22 protein-coding genes are annotated in these 21,916 nt (G+C 67.2%); 6 read left to right on the top strand and 16 right to left on the bottom strand.

Annotated features, from left to right (window positions below; translation table 11 throughout):
• Positions 1 to 52 precede the first annotated feature (52 nt).
• The 4 genes from ACREEF_RS04890 to lipA are packed head-to-tail and all read right to left on the bottom strand — an operon-like array spanning position 53 to position 3,179.
• Positions 53 to 616, bottom strand: a complete 564-nt coding sequence (locus tag ACREEF_RS04890; RefSeq protein ID WP_431564487.1) for a sugar O-acetyltransferase — start codon at positions 614 to 616, stop codon at positions 53 to 55.
• A complete protein-coding gene (locus tag ACREEF_RS04895) occupies positions 613 to 1,743 on the bottom strand; it encodes an NAD(P)/FAD-dependent oxidoreductase (protein WP_431564488.1) in 1,131 nt (376 codons plus the stop codon). The genes ACREEF_RS04890 and ACREEF_RS04895 overlap by 4 nt, the downstream gene beginning before the upstream one ends.
• Positions 1,744 to 1,747: 4 nt before the next feature.
• Positions 1,748 to 2,200, bottom strand: a complete 453-nt coding sequence (locus ACREEF_RS04900) for a type II toxin-antitoxin system RatA family toxin (RefSeq protein ID WP_431564489.1) — start codon at positions 2,198 to 2,200, stop codon at positions 1,748 to 1,750.
• Positions 2,201 to 2,207: 7 nt separating this feature from the next.
• Positions 2,208 to 3,179: a lipoyl synthase gene (gene lipA, locus ACREEF_RS04905; RefSeq protein ID WP_431564490.1), complete on the bottom strand. Its 972-nt coding sequence runs from the start codon at positions 3,177 to 3,179 to the stop codon at positions 2,208 to 2,210.
• 197 nt (positions 3,180 to 3,376) lie between these two features.
• Here lipA and ACREEF_RS04910 point away from each other — a divergent pair, with 197 nt between their 5' ends.
• Positions 3,377 to 4,933 (top strand): AMP-binding protein, encoded by a 1,557-nt coding sequence (locus tag ACREEF_RS04910; RefSeq protein ID WP_431564491.1) that lies wholly within the window; start codon positions 3,377 to 3,379, stop codon positions 4,931 to 4,933.
• Positions 4,934 to 5,039: 106 nt separating this feature from the next.
• Entirely contained in the window at positions 5,040 to 5,459 is a 420-nt protein-coding gene (locus tag ACREEF_RS04915; protein WP_431564492.1) for a DoxX family protein, read from the top strand.
• 21 nt (positions 5,460 to 5,480) lie between these two features.
• On the opposite strand, the gene ygiD is transcribed toward ACREEF_RS04915, so the two are convergent.
• From ygiD to ACREEF_RS04930, 3 genes are all read right to left on the bottom strand, one after another.
• The gene (ygiD, locus tag ACREEF_RS04920) at positions 5,481 to 6,236 is read right to left on the bottom strand and encodes a 4,5-DOPA dioxygenase extradiol (RefSeq protein ID WP_431564493.1); all 756 of its coding nucleotides are present in this window, start codon (positions 6,234 to 6,236) and stop codon (positions 5,481 to 5,483) included.
• 81 nt (positions 6,237 to 6,317) lie between these two features.
• The gene (locus tag ACREEF_RS04925) at positions 6,318 to 6,785 is read right to left on the bottom strand and encodes a hypothetical protein (protein WP_431564494.1); all 468 of its coding nucleotides are present in this window, start codon (positions 6,783 to 6,785) and stop codon (positions 6,318 to 6,320) included.
• Complete coding sequence (locus ACREEF_RS04930; RefSeq protein WP_431564495.1) at positions 6,760 to 7,647, bottom strand: D-alanyl-D-alanine carboxypeptidase family protein; 888 nt, start codon at positions 7,645 to 7,647, stop codon at positions 6,760 to 6,762. Before ACREEF_RS04930 ends, ACREEF_RS04925 begins: the two co-directional genes overlap by 26 nt.
• A 112-nt stretch (positions 7,648 to 7,759) precedes the next feature.
• Here ACREEF_RS04930 and ACREEF_RS04935 point away from each other — a divergent pair, with 112 nt between their 5' ends.
• From ACREEF_RS04935 to ACREEF_RS04945, 3 genes are read left to right on the top strand one after another with little or no spacing between them, the layout of a single operon-like run.
• Positions 7,760 to 9,124, top strand: a complete 1,365-nt coding sequence (locus ACREEF_RS04935; RefSeq protein WP_431564496.1) for an MFS transporter — start codon at positions 7,760 to 7,762, stop codon at positions 9,122 to 9,124.
• On the top strand, positions 9,125 to 9,913 hold the full coding sequence (mazG, locus tag ACREEF_RS04940) for a nucleoside triphosphate pyrophosphohydrolase (RefSeq protein ID WP_431564497.1): 789 nt from the start codon (positions 9,125 to 9,127) through the stop codon (positions 9,911 to 9,913).
• Positions 9,913 to 10,590, top strand: a complete 678-nt coding sequence (locus ACREEF_RS04945; protein WP_431564498.1) for an HAD family hydrolase — start codon at positions 9,913 to 9,915, stop codon at positions 10,588 to 10,590. Before mazG ends, ACREEF_RS04945 begins: the two co-directional genes overlap by 1 nt.
• On the opposite strand, the gene ACREEF_RS04950 is transcribed toward ACREEF_RS04945, so the two are convergent.
• The 8 genes from ACREEF_RS04950 to dusB all read right to left on the bottom strand — a co-directional run bounded on the left by ACREEF_RS04950 (position 10,581) and on the right by dusB (position 20,294).
• Positions 10,581 to 12,209, bottom strand: a complete 1,629-nt coding sequence (locus ACREEF_RS04950) for a Na+/H+ antiporter (RefSeq protein WP_431564499.1) — start codon at positions 12,207 to 12,209, stop codon at positions 10,581 to 10,583. The genes ACREEF_RS04945 and ACREEF_RS04950 overlap by 10 nt on opposite strands.
• A 4-nt stretch (positions 12,210 to 12,213) precedes the next feature.
• Positions 12,214 to 13,542 carry a GTPase HflX gene (gene hflX / locus ACREEF_RS04955; protein ID WP_431564500.1) on the bottom strand — a complete coding sequence of 443 codons (1,329 nt, stop codon included), beginning with the start codon at positions 13,540 to 13,542 and terminating at the stop codon, positions 12,214 to 12,216.
• Positions 13,543 to 13,788: an RNA chaperone Hfq gene (hfq, locus tag ACREEF_RS04960; RefSeq protein WP_003164861.1), complete on the bottom strand. Its 246-nt coding sequence runs from the start codon at positions 13,786 to 13,788 to the stop codon at positions 13,543 to 13,545. It abuts the gene before it with no gap.
• 150 nt (positions 13,789 to 13,938) lie between these two features.
• Positions 13,939 to 14,700 carry a class I SAM-dependent methyltransferase gene (locus ACREEF_RS04965; RefSeq protein ID WP_431564501.1) on the bottom strand — a complete coding sequence of 254 codons (762 nt, stop codon included), beginning with the start codon at positions 14,698 to 14,700 and terminating at the stop codon, positions 13,939 to 13,941.
• A 10-nt stretch (positions 14,701 to 14,710) separates the two neighbouring features.
• Positions 14,711 to 15,571: a D-amino-acid transaminase gene (locus ACREEF_RS04970; protein ID WP_431564502.1), complete on the bottom strand. Its 861-nt coding sequence runs from the start codon at positions 15,569 to 15,571 to the stop codon at positions 14,711 to 14,713.
• Positions 15,571 to 16,980, bottom strand: coding sequence for a sigma-54-dependent transcriptional regulator (locus ACREEF_RS04975; RefSeq protein WP_431564503.1), 1,410 nt, complete (start codon positions 16,978 to 16,980; stop codon positions 15,571 to 15,573). The genes ACREEF_RS04970 and ACREEF_RS04975 overlap by 1 nt, the downstream gene beginning before the upstream one ends.
• A gap of 9 nt (positions 16,981 to 16,989) precedes the next feature.
• On the bottom strand, positions 16,990 to 19,242 hold the full coding sequence (locus ACREEF_RS04980; RefSeq protein WP_431564504.1) for an ATP-binding protein: 2,253 nt from the start codon (positions 19,240 to 19,242) through the stop codon (positions 16,990 to 16,992).
• The gene (dusB, locus tag ACREEF_RS04985) at positions 19,242 to 20,294 is read right to left on the bottom strand and encodes a tRNA dihydrouridine synthase DusB (protein WP_431564505.1); all 1,053 of its coding nucleotides are present in this window, start codon (positions 20,292 to 20,294) and stop codon (positions 19,242 to 19,244) included. Before dusB ends, ACREEF_RS04980 begins: the two co-directional genes overlap by 1 nt.
• Before the next feature lie 64 nt (positions 20,295 to 20,358).
• Between dusB and ACREEF_RS04990 the strand changes: the two genes are divergently transcribed.
• Positions 20,359 to 21,495, top strand: coding sequence for a bifunctional 2-C-methyl-D-erythritol 4-phosphate cytidylyltransferase/2-C-methyl-D-erythritol 2,4-cyclodiphosphate synthase (locus ACREEF_RS04990; protein WP_431564506.1), 1,137 nt, complete (start codon positions 20,359 to 20,361; stop codon positions 21,493 to 21,495).
• On the opposite strand, the gene ACREEF_RS04995 is transcribed toward ACREEF_RS04990, so the two are convergent.
• Positions 21,492 to 21,916, bottom strand: a 425-nt coding sequence (locus ACREEF_RS04995) for a diguanylate cyclase domain-containing protein (protein WP_431564507.1), incomplete at its 5' end; no start/stop codon positions are given. The genes ACREEF_RS04990 and ACREEF_RS04995 overlap by 4 nt on opposite strands.

Raw genomic sequence — 21,916 nt, forward strand, 5'->3', positions numbered from 1 at the left:
GCGACCCGGTTCTGCCGTTCAGCCTGGTTTCGATCCCGCTGACGGCCTTCGACTAGGCCTCGCGCGGCAGGGCCTTCACCACGCGAGCCGGGTTGCCGACGACCACGACATCGGACGGAATATCCTTGGTCACGACCGATCCGGCGCCGATCACGACCCGGTCGCCGACGGTCACGCCGGCCAGAATCACGGCCCCGCCGCCGATCCAGACGTCATTTCCGATGCGGATGGGACGGGCGCTTTCCACGCCCGAACGCCGCTCAGCCGCGTCCAGCGGGTGTTCGGGCGTCAAAAGCTGCACGCCTGGGCCGCACTGGAAGTCGTCGCCGATGACGATCTCGGCGCAGTCCAGAAAGACGCTGTTGGCGTTGACGAAGGCCCGTGCGCCAAAGCGGATGTTATCGCCGTAGTCGCAGAAGAAACCCGGCATGATCACCGCCCGACCATCAGACGCATGCACTAGCTCATTGACCAGGGCGCTGCGTTTTTCGCGATCCGGCTCCTGATTGATTCGCATGGTCAGGCCGACCGCCCGTGCCCGACCCGCGACCAGTTCGGCGTCGCCCGGATCGTAGTTCAGCCCGGCCAGCATCTTCGCCCGTTCCGTCATGCTCATGCCTTGGTCAGCACCTCAGCCACGGCCTCCCCGATCGCTAGCGAACTGGTCAGGCCGGGGCTTTCGATCCCGAACAAAGTCATCAGGCCGTCGATGCCGTGACATTCGCGTCCATGAAGTTGGAAGTCCGGCTGGGCCTCGCCCGGCCCGTGCAGCTTGGGTCGGATCCCGGCGTAGTCGGGCGTCAGCCGCTCGACCGCCACCCCCGGCCAGAAGCGGCGGATGTAGTGGGCGAACTCGTCGGCCTTGGCCGGATCGACCGAATAGTCCTCGGTCTCGACATAGGCCAGGTCCGGCCCGAACACCCCCTGCCCGCCCAGATCCTTGCGATAATGGGTGCCCAGGGCGCCGGGAATGGGCGGGGGGTAGATCAGCCGATTGAAGGGCGCCGGCCCCGTCAGACGGAAATAGACGCCCTTGCCCAGATGCCGCGCCGGGATGTCGGCGGCGGGATAACCGTCGATGGCCGCGGCCACGCTCTGGGCCGACAGGCCGGGCGCGGTGACCAGAAGCCGGGTCGTCAGCACTGCCCCGCCCTCTCCCGAATCTGGGCCGCCCGCCGTGATGCGGAACCCGCCGCCCGGTAGGGACTCGGCCCGCTCGAACGGCGTGGAGACCACGACCGAGCCGCCTGCGTCCTCGATCTCGCCCTGCAGGGCCAGCATGTAGTCGTGGCTGGCGAAGACCCCGCTCTCGGGCGACAGGATGGCGGCGTGGGCGTTCAACTCGGGCTCCAAGGCCCGCGCCTGGGCGCCGGTCAGGTGTTCCAGCCCCTCGACGCCGTTGGTCGTCGCCTGCTCGAAGATGGTCTCGATGCGGGCAGCCTCGGCCTCCTCGGTCGCCACGACCAGCTTGCCGCACTTCCAGTGGTCGATCTTGTGGCTGCTCAGGAAGTCATAGAGCGCGCGCCGCCCCTCGACGCAGAACTTCGCCTTCAGCGACCCGGTCGGATAATAGAGCCCGCCGTGGATGACCTCGGAGTTGCGCGAGGACACGCCCTGGCCGATGTGGGCTTCCTTCTCGAGCACCAGCACTGACAGGCCGCGTTTCGCCAGCGCCCGCCCGCAAGCCAGCCCCACAGCCCCCGCCCCCACGACCGTCGCATCGAAGTCGAAAGGCGCGGCCATGGTCCTACCTCTTGCCGTACAGGGCCCTGGCGCGGCCCTCGAAACACTGGATCAGCTTGTCGACCGCCCGGTCGAAATTCGCCTGCAGCATCATGTCCAGCATGCGCGACTTGAAGGCGAAGTCGATGAAGAACTCCAGCCGCGTCCCTTCGGGATGAGGATGGAACTCCCAGCGGTTCTTCAGGTGCTTGAACGGCCCGCGGATCAGGCCGACCTCCACCTTGGGCGCATGGATGTCATGGCGGACCCAGGTCGAGAACCGTTCGGCCAGGAAGGCGAAGCCCACGCCGGCTTCGGCGTCCAGCAGACGGACGCCCAGCGCCTCATCCCGCTTGTTCCAGACGCGCATGGAGGTGATCCAGGGCACGAATGCTGGATAGGACGCCACGTCCGCGACCAGGTTCGCCAGTTGCTCGGGCTCATACGGAAGGATGCGCGTAACGCGATGAACAGCCATCCAGGGCTTAACGCGCCGAACGGCCTGCCTGCGCCAGACGCGCGGCCTTCAGGCGGGCGAAATCGTCCCCGGCGTGGTGCGACGAGCGCGTCAGCGGCGACGACGACACCATCAGGAAGCCCTTGGCGCGCGCAATCGCCTCATAGGCCTTGAACTCTTCGGGCGTGACGAAGCGGTCGATGGCGGCGTGCTTGCGCGTCGGCTGCAGGTACTGGCCGATGGTGATGAAGTCGACGCCGGCGGACCGCATGTCGTCCATCACCTGCATGACCTCTTCCTTGGTCTCGCCCAGGCCGACCATGATGCCGGACTTGGTGAACTGGTTCGGGTCGCGCTCCTTGACCATCTGCAGCAGGCGCAGGGAGTGGAAGTAGCGGGCGCCGGGGCGGATCTTCAGATAGAGGCGCGGAACAGTCTCGAGGTTGTGGTTGAAGACGTCAGGCGTGGCGTCGATCATCACCTCGGCCGCGCCGTCCTTGCGCAGGAAGTCGGGCGTCAGGATCTCGATGGTGGTGTTCGGCGCCTGCAGGCGGATCTGGCGCACCACTTCAGCAAAGTGAGCGGCGCCGCCGTCGGCCACGTCGTCGCGGTCCACCGAGGTGATGACGACGTGGTTCAGGCCCATCTGCTGGACGGCCAGGCCGACCTTGGCGGGTTCTTCAGGGTCGAGCGGCTGCGGCAGGCCGGTCTTGACGTTGCAGAAGGCGCAGGCCCGCGTGCAGGTGTCGCCCATGATCATGAGCGTGGCGTGCTTCTGGCTCCAGCACTCGCCGATGTTCGGGCAGGCCGCCTCTTCACAGACCGTCACCAGCCCCTTGGAGCGGACGATGTCCTTGGTCGCGTTGTACTGGCCCGAACCGGGCGCCTTGACGCGCAGCCAGTCAGGCTTCTTCAGCACCGCCGATTCAGGGCGGTTCTGTTTCTCCGGGTGACGCAGCTCGGAAGGCTTCTTCGTCAGGGTGTCGATCAGCGTGACCATAGCCGGCGGTCTGGCTCCTGTGCAGAAGGGCGGTATGTCGGCTTTCCGACCGCCGATGGCAAGCCACAGACGGTTTCAGTCGGTGATCGGATTGCTTCACGCGACGTTACGCATCTTTTCAAGGCGACCTTACGTCACTAGTTTCCCGCCTCTTGTAACCGAGAGGGCCGCTGAGAGCTCTCCGAAGGAGGACGTGCTTGCGGGCTGCCCTGGACCCCAAGGTCTATGATGAATCCCTGTTCGACGCGCTGATCGATGCGCGCGCCCGCTTTGGCGACAAGGAGATCCTGGAGGACCAGGATCGTCATCCCCTGACCTACACCGGCCTGATCCGCGCCGCATTCGTGCTGGGCCGCAAGATCGCCGCCATGACCCAGCCGGGCGAGCGCGTCGGCGTCCTGCTGCCGTCCAGCGCGGGCGTGGTCGTCACCTTCTTCGGCCTGCACGCCTTCGGCCGCGTGCCGGTCATGCTGAACTTCACCTCGGGCGAGGCCAATCTGAAGGCTGCGCTGAGAACGGCGGGCGTCAGCAAGATCCTGTCGGCCAAACGCTTCGTCACCCAGGCCAAGCTGGACGACCTGATGGAAGCCCTCGGCGAGGTCGCCGAGATCGTCTGGCTGGACGACGTGCGCAAGACCATCGGTCTGGCCGACAAGTTGTATGGCCTCAGCGCTGGCATGGCGCCGCGCCGCTTCCGCGTGAAGACCGATCCGGATTCGCCGGGCGTGGTTCTGTTCACCTCGGGCAGTTTCGGCGCGCCCAAGGGCGTGGTACTGAGCCAGCGCAACCTGGTCGCCAACGCCCGTCAGGTCGCAGCCCATATCGACCTGAAGCCCGAATGGGTCATGTTCAACCCCCTGCCGACCTTCCACTGCTTCGGCCTGACCGGCGGGGTCATCCTGCCGCTGCTGCAAGGGATGAAGGCGTTCGAATACCCCTCCCCCCTGCACGCCAAGCAGATCACCGACCTGCTGCCCCAGGTGAAGGCGTCCATCCTGTTCGCGACCGACACCTTCCTGAACCAGTACGCCCGCGTGGCCGAGCCGGGCGACTTCGCCACCCTGCAATTCGCCGTCGCCGGGGCCGAAAAGGTTCGCGACGAGACCCGTCAGATGTTCAACACCAAGTTCGGCGGCGTCGAGCTTCTGGAAGGCTATGGTGCGACCGAGGCGGCGCCTGTCGTCGCCGTGAACCACCCCGACCGCAACCGCCCCGGCACCGTCGGCCAGATCATGCCGGGCATGGAATACCGTCTGGACAAGGTCGAGGGCATCGAGGGCGGCGGACAGCTTTATCTGCGCGGACCGAATGTCATGGCGGGCTATATCTCGCCGAACAACCCCGAGGGCATCGAGCCTCTGGAGGGCGGCTGGCACGACACCGGCGACATCGTCGACATCGACGATGAGGGCTACATCACCATCCTCGGCCGGGTGAAGCGCTTCGCCAAGGTCGGCGGAGAAATGGTCTCCCTGCTGGCGGTCGAGGACATGGCCGGCGCGGTCTGGCCCGAGCATCGGCACGCCGCCGTCTCGGTGCCGGACAGCAAGAAGGGCGAGCGGCTGATTCTGGTGACCGACCACGAAAGCGCCGAGTCCGCCCGGCTGTCGGAATGGGCGCGCGACAACGGCGCGCCGGAACTGGCGGTCCCGAAAAAGATCATCAAGGTCGCCGCCATTCCCGTCCTGGGCACCGGCAAGACCGACTACGTGGCCATCCAGAAGCTGGTCGAGGACCTGTTGAAGGCCGGCTGATCGGGACGGCTTGCAGAGCTCGCGACTTCGCCTAACCTCCGCCTTTGCGCCTTGCGTCGGTCCGGTTCCCGGACCCGGCGGTCGTGCGTCATCGGGAGGAAAACGAATGGCGAGTTCAACGTCTCTTTCGGGCTGGGCACCGCGCTTCCAGAGCATTCTGCGGATCGTGGCCGGCCTGCTGATCTTGCAGCACGGCGCGCAGAAAATCCTGGGCTTCCCGCCCGGCGGGCAAGGCGGCGGGTTTGACCTGTCCAGCCTGTCCACCCTCCCCGGCTGGTCCGGTCCGATCGAACTGGTCGGCGGCGTCCTGATCGTGCTGGGCCTGTTCAGCCGGCCGGCCGCCTTCATCCTGTCCGGCTTCACGGCCGTGGCCTACTGGATGGTGCACGCGCCGCAGAGCCCCTACCCGATCAACAACGGGGGCGAACTGGCGGCGCTCTATTGCTTCGTCTTCCTGTACCTGTTCTTCGCCGGTCCCGGTCCAATCGCGCTGGACAGCGTGCTGCGCGGCGGCCGCCGCCGCTGATCGCTCGAAACGGCGCCTGGATCAGCCGATCCGGGCGCCGGTCATCGAGATCGAGCCGCCTTCGATCACGTCGTTGAAGAAGCTCACCGCCTCGCCCGGAGCCTGCTGGGCCGCGACGTAGAGCAGCGGCAGATAATGCTCATCCGTCGGCACGCTGAGCTGAGCCTGTTCGGCCAGGTTCACCCAGTCGATCAGGGCGTCGTGATCTCCGGCGAGGAAGGCGCGCTTCACCGCCTCGTTGAAGTCGACGGCCCAGTCGTAGGGCTCGCCGCCCGCGCGTTTCCACGTCCGCAGATTGTGCACGAAATCGCCTGAGCCGGCGATAATGACGCCTTCGTCCCGCAAAGGGCGCAGACGCTTGGCCAGTTCATAGTGGGCGCGCGCGTCGATGGTGCGGTCCAGCGACAGTTGGACGACCGGGACGTCGGCCTCGGGCCAGACGTGGGCCAGCACCGACCAGGTCCCGTGATCCAGGCCCCATTGGGTCGTCTGCTGCGCGCCGGTCAGTTCCGCCACCCGCGCCGCCAGCGAGGGCGATCCCGGCGCCGGATACTGCATGGCGTGAAGTTCCGGCGGGAAGCCGCCGAAATCATGGATGGTTTCCGGTCTCTCCTGCGCCGTCACGCCCAGGCCGCGCGTCTCCCAGTGGGCCGAGACCATGACCACGCCCTTGGGCTTGCCGATCTCCTCTCCCAACGCACGCCAGGCGTCCGCGAAGGGACCGCCCAAGGCGTTCATCGGAGAGCCGTGACCGAAAAAGATGGCGGGCTGTTTCATGACTTGACCATTCTTGCGACGCTTATTGCGCCAACAACTGTTGCAGATGATCTAGTGCGACGCGCCGTCGATGCAAGAGGGCTAGATCTCCATCCGTCGCGCCAGCGGGCAGACCCGATCATAAAAAGCCTGATTGGCGGGCGCACGGCCCCCGCGCGACAGAATGAAGCGGTGTTCCACCACCATGGCCTGCTGCTCGATATTCAGACCGCTCCAGTCGCAAAGATCGTCCAGCGGATAGGCGTAGGCGGCTGGTCCGTCGCCCGCCCTCAGCTTGCTCAGCAGCAGGTTCAGCCCGTTTTGCGCCTGCCAGACATGGACCAGTTCATGGATGAAGACGGCCTGGGTCCGCAGCGGCGCGCGCGACAAGTCCGGCTCCAGCGTTTTCTTCGGCCAGACGATCCAGTCGCGATTGAACCAGCTGCCTGGCACGAAGGCCCGGTCAAACGGCCACGGCGAGCCCAGAAAGCGGATGTCGTCCAGCCTCAGCGCCGCGCCGAAGACCTCGCGCGCCAGCGCCGCTTCACCGTCCGCCAGCGCGCGTATCATCGCCTGTCCATTCCCAGTGCCAAGGTTCAAAGACATAGGGCGTAAAGCCGAAACGGGAAGCATTGGCCACCAGCCAGCGATAGGCCGGCCCCTGGGCCATGTGGCGACGGCTCAGAGGATCGGTGGAATCCACGCCCATCCCGACGACGTGGCCGACGTGGATGTCCACGGCGGTTCCGGTCCGGTGCGGTGAACAGGCGGCGCGGCGCAGGCCGTCGCAGTTGCCTTGCGCGGCGCAGCGCGCGGCGTCGGCCTCGGGGTCGCGGAAGCCCGAGAAGATCTGCATCAGTTCCGGATCGGCGGCGATGGCCGGGACCTCGGCCCGCGCGGCGGCGACCATGCGGCGATAGGCGTCCAGCACGTCCCGGCGCAGCAGGCGGGTCATGCGCTGGGCGTGCTCCTCAGCGGGGTCGAGATAGCCCAGCAGGCTGATCGGCGGCGGCTCGGGACACTCCCCCCTCACCCGCGCCATGACGAAGGGGCGCCGCTCCTGCCACAGGCCGCGAAACACCTGAAAGGTCGCCTGATCGAACTGACCGGTCCCAACCAGTCCATAGCGCGCCTGAAACCCCGCCAGGGCCTCGGCGAAGGCGGGCGACGCCGGATCGCAGGGCGTGCCGATCTCGCGCTGGATCAGGGGGGTATAGGTCTCCCACCCCCATTCCACCGTGCCGAACGGCGACCATTCCAGGGTGTAGAGCGAGATTCCGTTGGCCTGGGCCGCGCCGTCCCAGGCATTGGTCGGCCGATCGCAGATCTGGGCGCCGCCGTCGGGCAAGGCGACGTCACCGGCCTGAGCCGTTCCGGCGCCGCCGAAAACCGCGAGGAAAGCGGCGGCAAGGATCGCAAATCGCACTGACATGAGACCAGCAGGCCCCAGCTTGCCGGGATCCGCAAGGCCGACTTCGCCTGTTCGCGGAAAACCGGCATGGTGAAGCTGCGGCCGACTCAGGCCGACCAAGCCCGGACGCCTGATGTCATCTGTTGTCGCCGCTGACGCTCCCCGTCGCTCCAACGCCGTTCTGGCCGCCTTTTCCGGGCCCTGCCTGCCCCTGGCGGCGTTCGGCGTCGCCCTGCCCGTCACCCTGCCGGAATTCTACGCCACCCACGTCGGGCTGGAGTTGGGCGTGGTGGCCGCCGTCTTCATGGCGGTGCGGCTGATCGACATCGTCTTCGACCCCTTCATCGGCTGGGGCATGGACAAGACCAAGACGGCCTTTGGTCGCTATCGCCCGTGGATGCTCGTCTCGACGCCGATCCTGATGCTGTCGGCCCTGATGATGTTCGTGATGGTCCAGCCCGGCGCGGGCCCCGCCTATCTGTTCGCCTGGCTGCTGGTCCTCTACCTCGGCTTCTCGATCGGCACCCTGAGCCAGCTCGGCTGGGCGGCGGTTCTGGCGCCCCAGTATGACCAACGCAGCCGCGTCTATGGCTGGTGGCAGGTGTTCAACATCATCGGCGTCATCCTGATCCTGATCCTGCCGACCGTGGTGGTGAAGTCGGGCATCGGCGACTACGCCGACGGCGTGCGGATCATGGGGTGGGCCATCCTGATCGCCCTGCCCGTCACCATCGGCCTGGCCATGATCGCCGTGCCGGAACCCGTCAACGTCGGCGCCCCGCCGCACGGCGGACCCAAGGCCTATCTGGCGCTGTTCAAGATGAAGACGGTGCGCAAGCTGCTGATCGCCGATCTGCTGCTGGGCGTCGCGCCGGGCATCACCGGCTCGCTGCTGTTCTTCTTCTTCGGCCAGATCAAGGGCTACGATCACACCCAGGCGTCGCTGTTCATGCTGTTCTATTTCGTGGCCGGACTGGTCGGGGCGCCGATCTGGGCCTGGCTGGCCACCAGGATCGGCAAGGACAAGGCCCTGGCCGTCGCCAGCCTGATCTTCGCCGGCCTCTATATCGCCGCGACCCTGGTCCCCGGCGGCAACTTCGCCCTGACGGCCGTGGTCATGTTCATCGCCGGCCTGCCCTATGCGGCCGGTCTGTTCCTGCTGCGGGCCATGATGGCCGACGCGGGCGACGAGGTGCGGCTGGAGACGGGCGTGGACCGCACCGGCCTGATGTTCTCCATCCTGTCGGCCACGACCAAGATCGGTCACGTGGTGGCGTTGATCCCCTACCTGATCCTGCAATGGGTGGGGTTCAAGGCGCTGCCGGGTCCGGCGGGCAACAGCGAGTTTTCGCTGCTGGCGCTGCAAATCCTGTTCATCGCGGTGCCCGGCCTGCTACTGGCGGCGGCCGCCTGGGTGCTGAAGGGCTATCCCCTGACGTCCAAGCGGCATGATGAAATTCGCGAGGCCCTGGCTATTCGCGACGCCGGGACCGCCTGAATGACCCACTCCGTCGACCGCCTGAAAGAGATCATGGTTCGCCTGCGCGATCCGAACGGCGGTTGCCCCTGGGACGTCGAGCAGACCTTCGCGACCATCGCCCCCTATACGATCGAGGAGGCCTACGAGGTCGCCGACGCCATCGAGCGCGCCGACATGGAGGAGTTGAAGGTCGAGCTGGGCGACCTGCTGTTCCAGGTCGTCTTCCACGCCCGCATGGCCGAGGAAGCCGGGCATTTCGCCTTTGACGACGTGGCCGAGGCCATGGCCGACAAGCTGGTCCGGCGTCACCCGCACGTCTTTGGCGAGGAAGCCGCCAAGCCCAGCGGCTCGGCTCAGAAGGCGCGCTGGGAGGACATCAAGGCCGCCGAACGCAAGGCCAAGGAACAGCACGGCGTGCTGGACGACGTGCCGGTCGGCCTGCCCGCCCTGACCCGCGCCGCCAAGCTGACCAAGCGCGCCGGCCGCGTCGGCTTCGACTGGCCCTCGACCGACGAGGTTTTCGACAAGCTGGCCGAAGAGGTCGAGGAACTGCGCGTCGAGATCGCCGCCGGCGACAAGGACAAGGCGCGCGAGGAGTTGGGCGACCTGTTGTTCGTCGTCGCCAACCTGGCTCGCAAGCTGGAGGTCGAGCCCGAAGACGCCCTGCGCGCCGCCAACACCAAGTTCGTCCGCCGCTTCGGCTTCATCGAAGCCGAACTGGCCAAGGACGGCCGCACGCCGGAACAGTCGAACCTGGCCGAGATGGACGCCCTGTGGGACGCGGCCAAGGCGGCTGAGAAGGCCTGATGAACGGTCCTTTCGACCTCATCATCTTCGACTACGACGGGGTCATCGCCGACAGCGAACTGCTGAACAACGCCGTGATGGCCGAACTGCTCAGCGAAATCGGCCTGCCGACCACGCTGGACGACGCCCTGGCCAGCTATCTCGGCAAGCGCTGGCTGGACTGCGAGCCCATCATCGCCGAGCGACTGGGCTCGCCCTGCCCGCCCGGCGTTCGGGAGGAATGGACCCGCCGTTGCCACGACCGCGCCCAGCGCGACTTGACGTCCGTGGCGGGGTTCAGCGCCTTCCTGGCTGGCCGCGGCGAGCGGCGCTGCATCGCCTCTTCCAGCCCGCCTGACTGGATCGAGCTGGGCTTGCGCCATTTCGGCGTCCATGAAGCCTTCGCCGGGCCGATCTTCAGCGCCGCCGTTCACGTCAATCGTGGCAAGCCGCATCCCGACCTGTTCCTGTTCGCCGCCGAGGCGATGAAGGCGGCGCCGTCGCGCACTCTGGTGATCGAGGACAGCCCGACCGGCGTCCTGGCCGGGGTGGCGGCGGGCATGAGCGTCGCCGGACTGTGCGCTGGCGAACATATCCGCGATGGTCACGCCCAAGGCCTGGCTAATGCCGGGGCACATCAGGTTTTCGACAGCTATGCCGATCTGGCGGCCTGGATCGCGACCGAGCCTCAAACGTAGCGCAGTTCCTGAAGATCGACCTCGCGGATCAACTTCCGCGCCGTTTCCTCATCGACCAACCGCATCCGGCCCAGGCGCACCAGTTCGGCGCGCTCGGCCGCCAGCCCGGCCAGACGCAGATGGCGTTCGATCTCGTCCGCCTGTCGGGCAAGGATGACGTCGTCGCCCTCGACATGGGTGCGCGTCTCGATGCGGTGACGATAGAGCTCCATCAGGCGCGCGGCCGTCTCGGCGTATAGGTCGGGGTTGCTCTTGCCTTCGGCCATGGCGTGCTGGGTGTCTTCGATGGCGCGCATGGCGGCGGAGGCAGCGGCGATGCGCGAGCGATCCTCCTCCTCAAGGTGAGACGGCTCAGGCGGCAGCTCGATGCCCTTCAGCAGACGCGGCAGGGCGACGGTCGCCAAGACCAGGGAGACGATGATCACCCCTGCCGCCAGGAAGATGGCCAGGTTGCGCGCCGGCATGGGCGTGCCGTCGCTCAGCACGAAGGGCAGGGTCAGGATACCGGCCAGGGTGATGGCCCCGCGCACGCCCGCCAGCGACATGACAGCGACCAGCCGCAGCCCCACCCGAGGCGGCGCGCCGCGCCCCCGCTTGCGGTACAGGGTCAGCTTCAGCGAGGTCCACACCCAGACGAAACGCAGCGTCGCCAGCGCCGCCACGATGGCGAAGACATAGACCGCCAGCCACCAGACCTCCTTGTGCTGGGTCGTCTGGATGACCTCGGCCGCGCGCGCCATGATCGACGGCATCTGCTCGCCCAGGATGACGAAGATCAGGCCATTGGCGACGAACTGCACCGTATCCCAGACCACGGCGCGGCGGATGCGGGTGGCAGCCTGGGCCATGCCGTTGCGCTCGGTGAAGCTCATGGTCACGCCCGCCGCCACGGCGGCCAGGATGCCCGAGCCGTGCACGGCTTCGGCGGCCAGATAGGCGGCGAAGGGAATCAGCAGGCTGATCAGGATCTGCCCGCCGACATCCTCGCCCCAGCGGCGGCTGATCCAGCCCTTGAGCAGGCCAATGGCCAGGGTCACGGCCACGCCGACCGCGATCCCGGACACGGCCAGCCAGGCGAAGGCGCCGATGGCGTTGGTCAGCGAGAAGACCCCGGTCGTCGCGGCGACCACGGCGATCCGCATGCAGGTCAGGCCGGTGGCGTCGTTGAGCAGCGCCTCGCCTTCCAGGATATGCATCAGCCGCTTGGGGATCGGCGCACGCGCGGCCACGGCCGACACCGCGATGGGATCGGTCGGCGACAGGATGGCGGCCAAGGCAAAGGCCACCGCCAGCGGCATGGCCGGGATCATCCAGTGGATCAGGAAACCCAGCCCGACGACGGTGAAGACCACCAGCCCCAGCGCAAGCTCCAGGATCACCACCCGGTCGCGGAACAGGGCCTCGTTGGGAATGCGCCAGCCGTCCACGAACAGCAGCGGCGGCAGGAACAGCAGGAAGAAGATGTCCGGCTTCAGATCAACCGATTCCCCGGTGATCAGGACCACGGCCGCACCGAGGCCGATCTGCACCAGCGGCAGGGCGATCCGCGTCATCCGCGCCACCCAGCCCGAGACCACCACGGCCAGGAGCAGGAAGAGGATGGTCTCGATCAGGTGCATGGGCCTAGTCGATGATGTCCGGGTAGAGGCGCTCCAGGCGTCCCAGAGCCGACGGGTGCAGACGCACCACCATATGGGTCCGGCCGTCGACGTCCGTGTCGCGGAAAGTCACCCGGCCGTTCTCATACAGCCAGGCCAGAGCCTCGCCCTGATCTGGTTGCAGCGTCAGTCGGGTTTCAGGATCGTCGTCGATCAGGCCGGCGATGGTTTCGCGCAGGGGTTCAATCCCCTCGCCCGTCCCGGCCGAGACCGCGACCGCCTTGCCCTCGCGCGCTAGACGTTCGGCCTGCCCCAGAACCGCTTCGCGCACGTCGGCGTCCAGCAGGTCGATCTTGTTCCAGACTTCCAGGATACGGCGGGTCTTCTTTTCGCCGTTGGGGCCCTCCGGCGTCGGGATCTGCTCCAAAACCGCCTCGACGTCCTTGGCCTGGGCGTCGCTGTCGGGCGAGGCGATGTCGCGGACATGCAGGATCAGGTCGGCCTCGCCCACCTCTTCCAGCGTGGCGCGGAAGCTCTCGACCAGTTCGTGCGGCAGGTCGGAGATGAAGCCCACGGTGTCGGCGATGATGGCCGGACGGCCCTGCGGCAGACGAATGGTGCGCTGGGTGGTGTCGAGGGTGGCGAACAGCAGGTCCTTGGCGAAGACCTCGGAGCCCGTCAGCCGATTGAACAGCGTCGACTTGCCCGCATTGGTGTAGCCGACCAGAGCCACTGACGGGAAAGGCACCTTCTTGCGGGCCTTGCGGTGCAGGCCGCGCGTGCGCCGCACCTCTTCCAGTTCGGCCTTCAGCCGCACGATCCGGTCGGCGATCAGACGCCGGTCCAGTTCGATCTGGGTTTCACCGGGCCCGCCGGTCGAGCCCGTGCCGCCGCGCTGGCGTTCCAGGTGGGTCCAGGTGCGGACCAGACGCGAGCGTTCATAGTCCAGCCGGGCCAGTTCGACTTGCAGCCGACCTTCCTTGGTCCGCGCGCGACGTCCGAAGATTTCGAGGATCAGGCCGGTGCGGTCGATGACCTTCACCTCCCACGCCTTCTCCAGATTGCGCTGCTGCACCGGCGACAGGTCGTCGTCGACGACCACGGCCTCGGCTTCGGCGGCGCGGATCAGGGCGGCCAGTTCCTCGACCTTACCCGTTCCGAACAGGGTGGCGGGCGTGGTTCCGCGCAGACGCACGACCTCTTCGGCGCGCACGTCGAGATCCAGCGCGCGGGCCAGGCCCGCGGCTTCCTCAAGGCGCTCGCTCGCCAGCCGGGGGCTGTCCGAGCGTCGGTCGGGATGGATGACAACCGCCCGGATCAGCGGGACGGCATGGTCGATCAGTTTACTGGACAATCAGTCTTCTTCGGCGTCGGGCTCGTACAGTTGCACGGGCGCGGACGGCATGATGGTCGAGATGGCGTGCTTGTAGACGAGCTGCGACTGGCCATCGCGACGCAGCAGCACACAGAAGTTGTCGAACCAGGTCACAATTCCCTGCAGCTTGACGCCATTGACCAGGAAGATGGTCAGCGGGGTCTTGGTCTTGCGGACGCTGTTGAGAAAGGTGTCCTGAAGGTTTTGTCGTTTGTCTTGCGACATGGCAGGTTTTTTCCTGTTCTTGGTTATTCGTCACCCAGAGGGCGCGGGCCGGGAAGGCGAACCGACCTTAACCGCCGTCTCGCCAAGGCCGCAACGGTCGATGACCGTTTTCGCTAGATCGTCACGGTACGGCCTCGGTGCAAGTGCCGATTACGACGCCTTGCGGCCGTAGATGAAGGCGCCATGGAAACCGCCGTGATCGGTGTGGGTCAGTTCCATATCCGCTATGCCGGCAGCGAACAGAATGGCGGCGATCACCGTCAGATCATAGTCGAACATCACCATCTCGCCCTTGGGCAGATTCCTGAGCGCCGCAACGTTCGATATCGTCGAGAAGCCTTCCCCGATCGCGATACGCCCTCCCGGCACCGCCGAATGGCGAGGGTCGCGATAAAGCGCGAACTGCAAGGTGATGAACCCGCCCGGGGCCAACCGCTCCATCAAGGCCTTCAGCAACGGATAGCCGCGTTCGGGCGGGATATGCTGAAACACGATGATCGATACGATCCAGTCGAAAACGCGATCCGGCAGGTCGCGTCCGAATGCGGCGCCGCTCGGGGCCGAGCGTCGGGCCTCGACCAGCATCGCCTCGGACACGTCAACGCCAAAAGCGTCACCGGTCGCCGCGGCCAGCGCGCGCGTCAACCGCCCCACGCCGCAACCGAAATCAAGGGCCGAGGCCGGTGCGAAGTCCGGGTAGCGTCGCTTCAGAATCTTGGACGCCTGGCGGATATCGCCTTCGCCGCTCCTGAAGAAATCGACAAGGGCCTCGTCATTCAGGTTTTCGGCCCTGAAGCGAGGGTCCGTCAGCACGCCGTAATAGGGATTGGATCGACCGATCTCCTCCCAATCCGCATCGGTGTCGCGGGATTCGGCGAGGCGGCCGTCCCGCTCAAACAGCCGCTTGAACATGACCTCCCCCTCAGACGGCGTCGCGCCTGGCCTGTTCCAGATAAACCTCGCGCAGGCGGGTCGCGATCGGGCCCGGTTTTCCGTCCGCGATCTTCGCTCCATCCAGCGACACGATGGGCATGACGAAAGAGCTGGCCGCTGTGACGAAAATTTCCTTCGCCCGTTTGGCCTCGTCCACGCTGAACGGCCGCTCGTCCAGTTCGATGCCCTCGGCCTCGACCAGCTTCAGGATCGCCGTGCGGGTGATCCCGCGCAGGATGTTGGCCTGAGTGTCGCGGGTCCGAAGCTTACCCTCTTCGTCGACGATCCAGGCGTTGGTGGACGAACCTTCGGTCACCAGGCCCATGTCATCGACCATCAGGCACTCATAGGCGCCCTTCTCGCGCGCCGCCTGCTTGGCCAGGACGTTGGGCAGCAGGCCCACTGTCTTGATATCGCAACGGCCCCAGCGGATGTCGGGCATGGTCACGCCCGCGGCGCCCTTGGCGGCCAGGGCCTCTCCCTTCGACAGGTCGATGGTCTTCGAGGTGACGATGACGCTGGGCGGCGTGTCCTTCGGGAAGGCGTGGTCGCGCGGCGAGGTGCCGCGCGTCACCTGCAAATAGACGATGCCGTTGCGCACCCGATTGCGCCGGATGGTTTCCTTGAGCACGCGCTCCAGGGCCTGGGCCGTCATGGGGATCGGGATGCGAAGCTCAGTCAGGCTGCGAGCCAGACGCGTCATATGGCCTTCGAAATCGGCCAGCTTGCCGTCGAACACCGACCAGACCTCATAGACGCCGTCGGCGAACTGAAAGCCGCGATCCTCGATATGAACCGTGGCGCCGCTGTGCGGCTGATAGGTTCCGTTGACATAGGCGATCCTGGACATCAGGCGCCCTCTCCTTCTTCGTCTTCGCCGCCGCGGGCGGGCGAAACGCCCAGCGACTTCAGTTTGCGGTGCAGTGCGGATCTTTCCATGCCGATGAAGGCGGCCGTGCGCGAGATATTTCCGCCGAAACGCATGATTTGCGCGGCCAGATAGTCCCGCTCGAACACTTCACGCGCCTCACGCAGCGGCAGGGCGATGATGCGGTCGGCGCCCAGCGACGACGCGCCCCCCGACGACGCCACTTCCTGCGGCAGCATTTCAGCGGTGATCGGTTCGTCGGCCGCGCCGGTGGCCAGGATCAGCAGCCGCTCGACGTTGTTGCGCAACTGGCGGACGTTGCCCGGCCAGGGGTGGACCTGCAACACGGCCAGGGCGTCCTCAGCGATACGGCGACGTGGCAGGCCTTGGGACGCGGCGAGGCTTTCGACGAAATACTCGATCAGTTCGCTGATGTCCTCGCGGCGTTCGGACAGCGGCGGAACGCGGATCGGCACCACGTTCAAACGGTGGAACAGGTCCTCGCGGAAACGGCCTTCGGTGATCTCGACTCTCAGGTCGCGGGCGGTCGAGGTAATGACACGGACATCGACCTGCACGTCCTGTTCGCCGCCGACCCGGCGGAAGCGCTGTTCGACCAGGACACGCAGGATGCGGCTCTGGCTTTCGCGCGGCATATCGCCGACGTCGTCCAGATAGAGGGTGCCGTTGTGAGCCCGTTCGAACACGCCGATCTTGCGCGGACGACCGTCGCCGCCTTCTTCGCCGAACAGTTCGACATCCAGCCGCTCGGGCGTCATGCCGGCGGCCGAGATGGCGACGAACTCGGACTTGGCGCGCGGGCTGGCGTCGTGGATCTGCCGGGCGACCAACTCCTTGCCCGATCCCGGCGGGCCAGAGATCAGCACGCGGCTGTTGGCCGGCGCGACCTTGGCGATGGTGCCGCGCAGCAGTTGCGCCGCCGCCGACTTCCCGATCAGTCCGGTCAGGGCCATGGTCTGGGTTCGCAGGCGACGGTTCTCGCGTTTCAGCGAGGCGGCTTCCAGCGCACGCTCGACCACGACCACCAGGCGATCGGACTTGAACGGCTTTTCGATGAAGTCATAGGCCCCGCGCTTCAGGGCGCTGACGGCGGTTTCGATATTGCCGTGGCCCGAGATCATGACGATCGGCAGGTCTTCATCCAACCCTTTAACAACGTCCAGCAACTCCAGCCCGTCCAGACCGCCGCCCTGCATCCAGATGTCGAGCACCGCCAGCGACGGCTTGCGGGCGCGGATGGCGGCCAATGCCTCGTCCGAGTTGGCTGCCACGCGGACCGAATGGCCCTCGTCCTCGAGCAGGCCCGAGACCAGTTCGCGGATGTCCGCCTCGTCGTCCACGACCAGAATGTCGGCACCGGTGTTGCGCATGACGCCTCTCTACTCCGCTGCTCGCGCCGAGCCGGGGGCACGGTGAGCAGCCTTGCTGTCTTGGCTCAGGGGGAAGGTCAGGCACACGCGTGCGCCCGACAAGGTCTCGGCGTCGGCCAACTTCAGCTCGCCGCCGTGGTCTTCACAGATGCGCTTGACGATGGCCAGGCCGAGGCCCGTCCCCTTCTCGCGCGTCGTGACATAGGGCTCGGTCAGGCGATCGCGATCCTTGGCTGGGAGGCCGACGCCATCGTCCTCGATGGTGAAGGTCGCCACGCCGCCGTCCACGTTCAGGCGGGCGATGATGCCGGTCGCCCCCGCCGGCATGGACGCGCGCAGCCGCTTGGCGGACACGGCCTCGCCGGCGTTCTTCAGGATGTTGGCCAGCGCCTGGCCCACCATCCGGCCGTCGCATTGCAGGATGACGTCCGGCAGGGGCTCCACCAGTTCGACGCCGATGTCCGCCGCCGCGACACGCTGGGCGAAGACCGCCTCGCGCAGCATCTCGGCCGGGTTCTCGCGGGTAAAGCGCGGCGCCGGCATGCGGGCGAAGGACGAGAACTCGTCCACCATCCGACCGATGTCCCCCACCTGCCGAATAATGGTCTCGGTGCAGCGGTCGAAGACCTCGACGTCGTCGCCGACCTGAGAGCGGTACTTGCGCCGCAGCCGCTCGGCCGACAGCTGGATCGGCGTCAGCGGGTTCTTGATCTCATGGGCGATGCGGCGGGCCACGTCGCGCCAGGCGGCGTTGCGCTGGGCCGTCACCAGGCGGGTGATGTCGTCGAAGGTCAACACCATCTCGCCGCCCTGACCGCCCTCGATGCGGACCCGCAGACGCCGCGTCTCGCCGTCGCGGCTGACGTCGATGTCTTCCTCGATATGGGCCTCGGCGCGTTCGGACAGTTCGGCCAGTTCCGGCGCGACCTCGGCCAGAAGACGCCCCTGAACCTCGCTGTCGCTCATGGCCAGAAGCTGGCTGGCGCTGTCGTTGATGGCCGAGATACGGCCCTTCCGATCCAGGCCGATAACTCCGGCGCTGACGCCTGACAGGACGGTCTCGATGAAGCGACTGCGGCCCTGGGCGTCGTCGCTGGCGGTCTTCAGCGCCGCCTGCTGGGTCATGATGTCGCCAGTCATCCGGTTGAAGGCCTCGGACAGGACGATCAGTTCAGACGGCGCGCCCGTATTGTCGACCCGCGCGCTCAGGTCGCCGCCCGCCACCTGGTCCGCGGCCTTCACTAGGCGACCGATGGGCGCCGAGATCGAACTGGCGGCCGACATGGCCAGCCAGACCGCGCCGACCAGAACCAGCAGCGCCGTCTCCAGATAGCTGAGGGCGAAGGCCGCCTGAATCCGCGCCCGGCTTTCCTCCGCGGCGCGATAGGCGGCGATGGATTCCTCGCCGTTGCGCATCCGCTGGATCAGTCCCGGCGCCAAGGGTCGAACGACGTAGAGGTAGGCGTGACCATAGTCGGGCAGCGGATAGAGGGCCCGCACCATGTCGGGGTTTTCCGTCACGGTCGTCGGCGCGACCTCGCCTGCGGCCACCGTCTCGAAGGCCTCACGCGGCGGCGCGACATAGGGCGGCGCGCCCGGCTGCTCGCCGCTGGCCAGGACTTCGCCGTCGCCGTTCAGAATATAGAGCGCCGGATAGCCGAAGAAGTCGCCGATCTGGGCCAGAGCTCGCGAAAATTGAATTCGATTATCGAACAGGCCGCGCACGCCGCCCAGTTCGGTGGACATGGTCTCGAGGTCGGTTTCCAGCCCTGCGCCGACGTCGGCGACATAGGCACGGCCAATCTCAGCTCCGTTCCGAACCGCGGACTGCACATTCTCGCTGAACCACTGATCCACGCCTCGGTTGACCAGAACCCCGAACACCAGTGCGATCAGCACCGCCGGAACGACTGAAACCAGCGAAAACAGGGTGACGAACCGCAGGTGCAGCCGCGCGCCCGGATCGTTGCGATTCCGCGTCAGGCGTAGCACCCGCCCGCCGATCACCGCCGCCAGACCGCCGATCAGCACCAGATTGGCCAGAAGTATGAACAGGACCGCCTGGCTGGCCGTCGTGCGGGCATCGCCTCCGGCAGCCGCGCCGGGCGCAATGGCCACCAGCCAGATCGCCGCCGCCGTGGTCAGGAAAGCGACGGCGTAGGCCGCTACGAACAAGGCCCGGGCGCGACCGCTGGCCAGCCGCCCCCAGAGCGAACGCTCGGGGTCGTGACCTTCAGTCTGCGCAGCGGGGAGGTCCGTCATCACCTCGCAGCTTCAACCAGCTGTGGCAGATTTTCAACACCGGAGTTGCTGAATTGATCCACCTCAGGCCGCCAAAGCTCGGAAAGCGCCAGTTCGACCTCGCCGGGCGTCTCCAGACGACATAGCCGCGCCTTGGCCGTGCGCCTTTCCAGCGGGTCTTCGGGCCAGGGCGCCTGTTCGATGTACCAGCCCAGATGTTTGCGGAACATCTTCAGCCCCAGCGGCAAGCCGTAGAAGGCGATCGAGCCGCGCAGATGCTCGATGACGATGGCCAGCCGCTCCTCACGTCCGGGCTCCGTCAGCCGCGTCCCGCCCGCCAGCGCCCGCTCCAGATGGGCCGCCAGCCACGGACGGCCGTAGACGCCACGCCCCAGCATCAGGCCATCGGCGCCGGATTGGCTCAGCGCTTCCCGCGCCTGTTCCGCCGTGATGATGTCGCCGTTGACGATGACCGGAACGGACACAGCCTGCTTGACCTCGGCCACCGCCTCCCAGTCGGCGACGCCGGTGTAGAACTGCTTGCGGGTTCGGCCGTGCACCGTGACGGCCGCGACGCCCAGATCCTCTGCCCGCCGCGCCAGGTCGGCGGCGTTTTGGCTGTTCTCGTCCCAGCCCAAACGCATCTTGACCGTAACGGGGCGACTGACCGCCGACAGAACCGCGCCCATGATGGCCGCCGCCCGCTCCGGGGTTCGCATCAGGGCCGAGCCGCAGGCCGCTCCCGTCACTTCCTTGGCCGGGCAGCCGAAATTCAGGTCAATGATGTCCGCGCCAGCCTTCTCGGCCATGCGCGCGCCCTCGGCCATAACGTCGGGATCGCCGCCGACCAATTGGATCACCGTCAGGGGCAGGCCGCCGCCGACCGCCGCCCGCCGCACCACGTCGGGCCGTCCGCGCGCCAGCTCGGCCGAGGCCACCATCTCGGTCGCCACATAGGCCGCGCCCAGCTTCGAGGCGAGCAGCCGGAATGGCAGGTCGGTGATCCCGGTCATCGGGGCCATCAGCACCCGCCCGGCGATCCGCACGTCTCCGATTTGCAATCCTGCGTTCATGCCGTCCTTACCGCCGACTGTTGCCCCTCTCGTCAAGCGGAACTGGGGCGCTTAGAAGGCCGACATGGCATTCTCAGCAATCGTAGTGGCCGCCGGTTCCGGCTCCAGGGCCGGTGGAGACAAGCAGTGGCGGGCCGTCGGCGGCCGGCCGATGGCGCGTTGGTCGGTGGAAGCCCTGCTGGCGGCGGGGGCTGACCCGGTCGTCGTCGTGGTCGCTCCGGGCGCCGAGCCCCGCGCCGTAGAGGCCCTGGCCGGTCTGACGGGATGGCGGGCGGTCGCGGGCGGGGCCACGCGTGCCGAGTCGGTTCAGGCGGGCCTGGTTGCCCTCACTAATTCTGACGACACGCCGGTCCTGATCCACGACGCCGCCCGCCCCTTCCTGAGCGCCACCGTCATCGACCGGCTGCTGGAGGCGCTGAACCACGCCGACGGCGCCCTGCCCGCCCTGCCCGTGGCCGACAGCCTGCGTCGCGGCCTGGACGGTCTGGTCGTCGGCGGGGTCGAGCGCGACGGCCTGTGGCGCGCCCAGACGCCGCAAGCCTTCCGCCTCAAGACCATCCGCGACGCCTACGCCGCCTGGGCCGACGCCGACGCCCCGACCGACGAGGCGGCCGTGGTCGAACGCGCCGGGGGCCGCGTGCGCCTGGTCGAGGGCGACGCCCGTTTGATGAAGCTGACCTATCCCGAGGATTTCGCCATGGCCGAGGCCCTGCTGCCTAAGACCATCCGCATCGGCCAGGGCTACGACGTGCATCGTTGGGGACCGGGAACATCCGTCTGGCTGTGCGGCGTCGAGATCCCGCACGACCAGACCCTGATCGGCCATTCCGACGCCGATGCGGGCCTGCACGCCCTGACGGACGCCATCCTGGGGGCCATCGCCGACGGCGATATCGGCGATCACTTCCCGCCCAGCGATCCGCAATGGAAGGGCGCCTCGTCCGACCGCTTCCTGGTCTATGCGGCTGAACGCGTGGCGGCGCGCGGCGGACGGATCGTCAATGTCGACGTCACCCTGATCTGCGAACAGCCCAAGGTGAAGCCGCACCGTCAGGCCATGCGCGAGCGTCTCGCCGAGTTGCTGAAGCTTCCGCTCGACACGGTCAGCGTCAAGGCGACCACGACCGAAGGCCTGGGCTTCACCGGACGCGGCGAAGGCCTGGCGGCCCAAGCCGTGGCTACGGTGGAACTGCCCGCCTAGCTTTTCGGCAGATCGGCCGACGCCCGTTCCAGAACGGCGGCGGGCGTTTCGCCATCCTGCATCTCGGCCACGCCGACATCGAACTCGACCACGAAGGGCGAGCGATCCTTGCCGGCGTCAAAGGCGGTGCAGGCGATGACCGCCGATATCCGCTCCGCCGCCATGCGCGCCGCAGCAGCGCCCGTGGCCGGCAGGACCAGGGCGAACAGCTCAGGCCCCAGGCGCGCCGCCGTGTCTTCGACCCGCACCAGACGCGACACCATGGCGCCGATCTGCGGCATCGCCCGGTCCAGCCAGCCGCCGCCACGCGACTGCACGACGGCTTCGCTCTCGGCCACCCGCAGGACACAGACCGACAGGTCGCGATTGCGCGACCGCGCGCCCTCGGCCACCCGCTGAGAATCGAGGCGCTCTTTCAGGG

It is taken from the genome of Brevundimonas sp., from assembly GCF_050729455.1.
Classification (GTDB): Bacteria; Pseudomonadota; Alphaproteobacteria; order Caulobacterales; family Caulobacteraceae; genus Brevundimonas.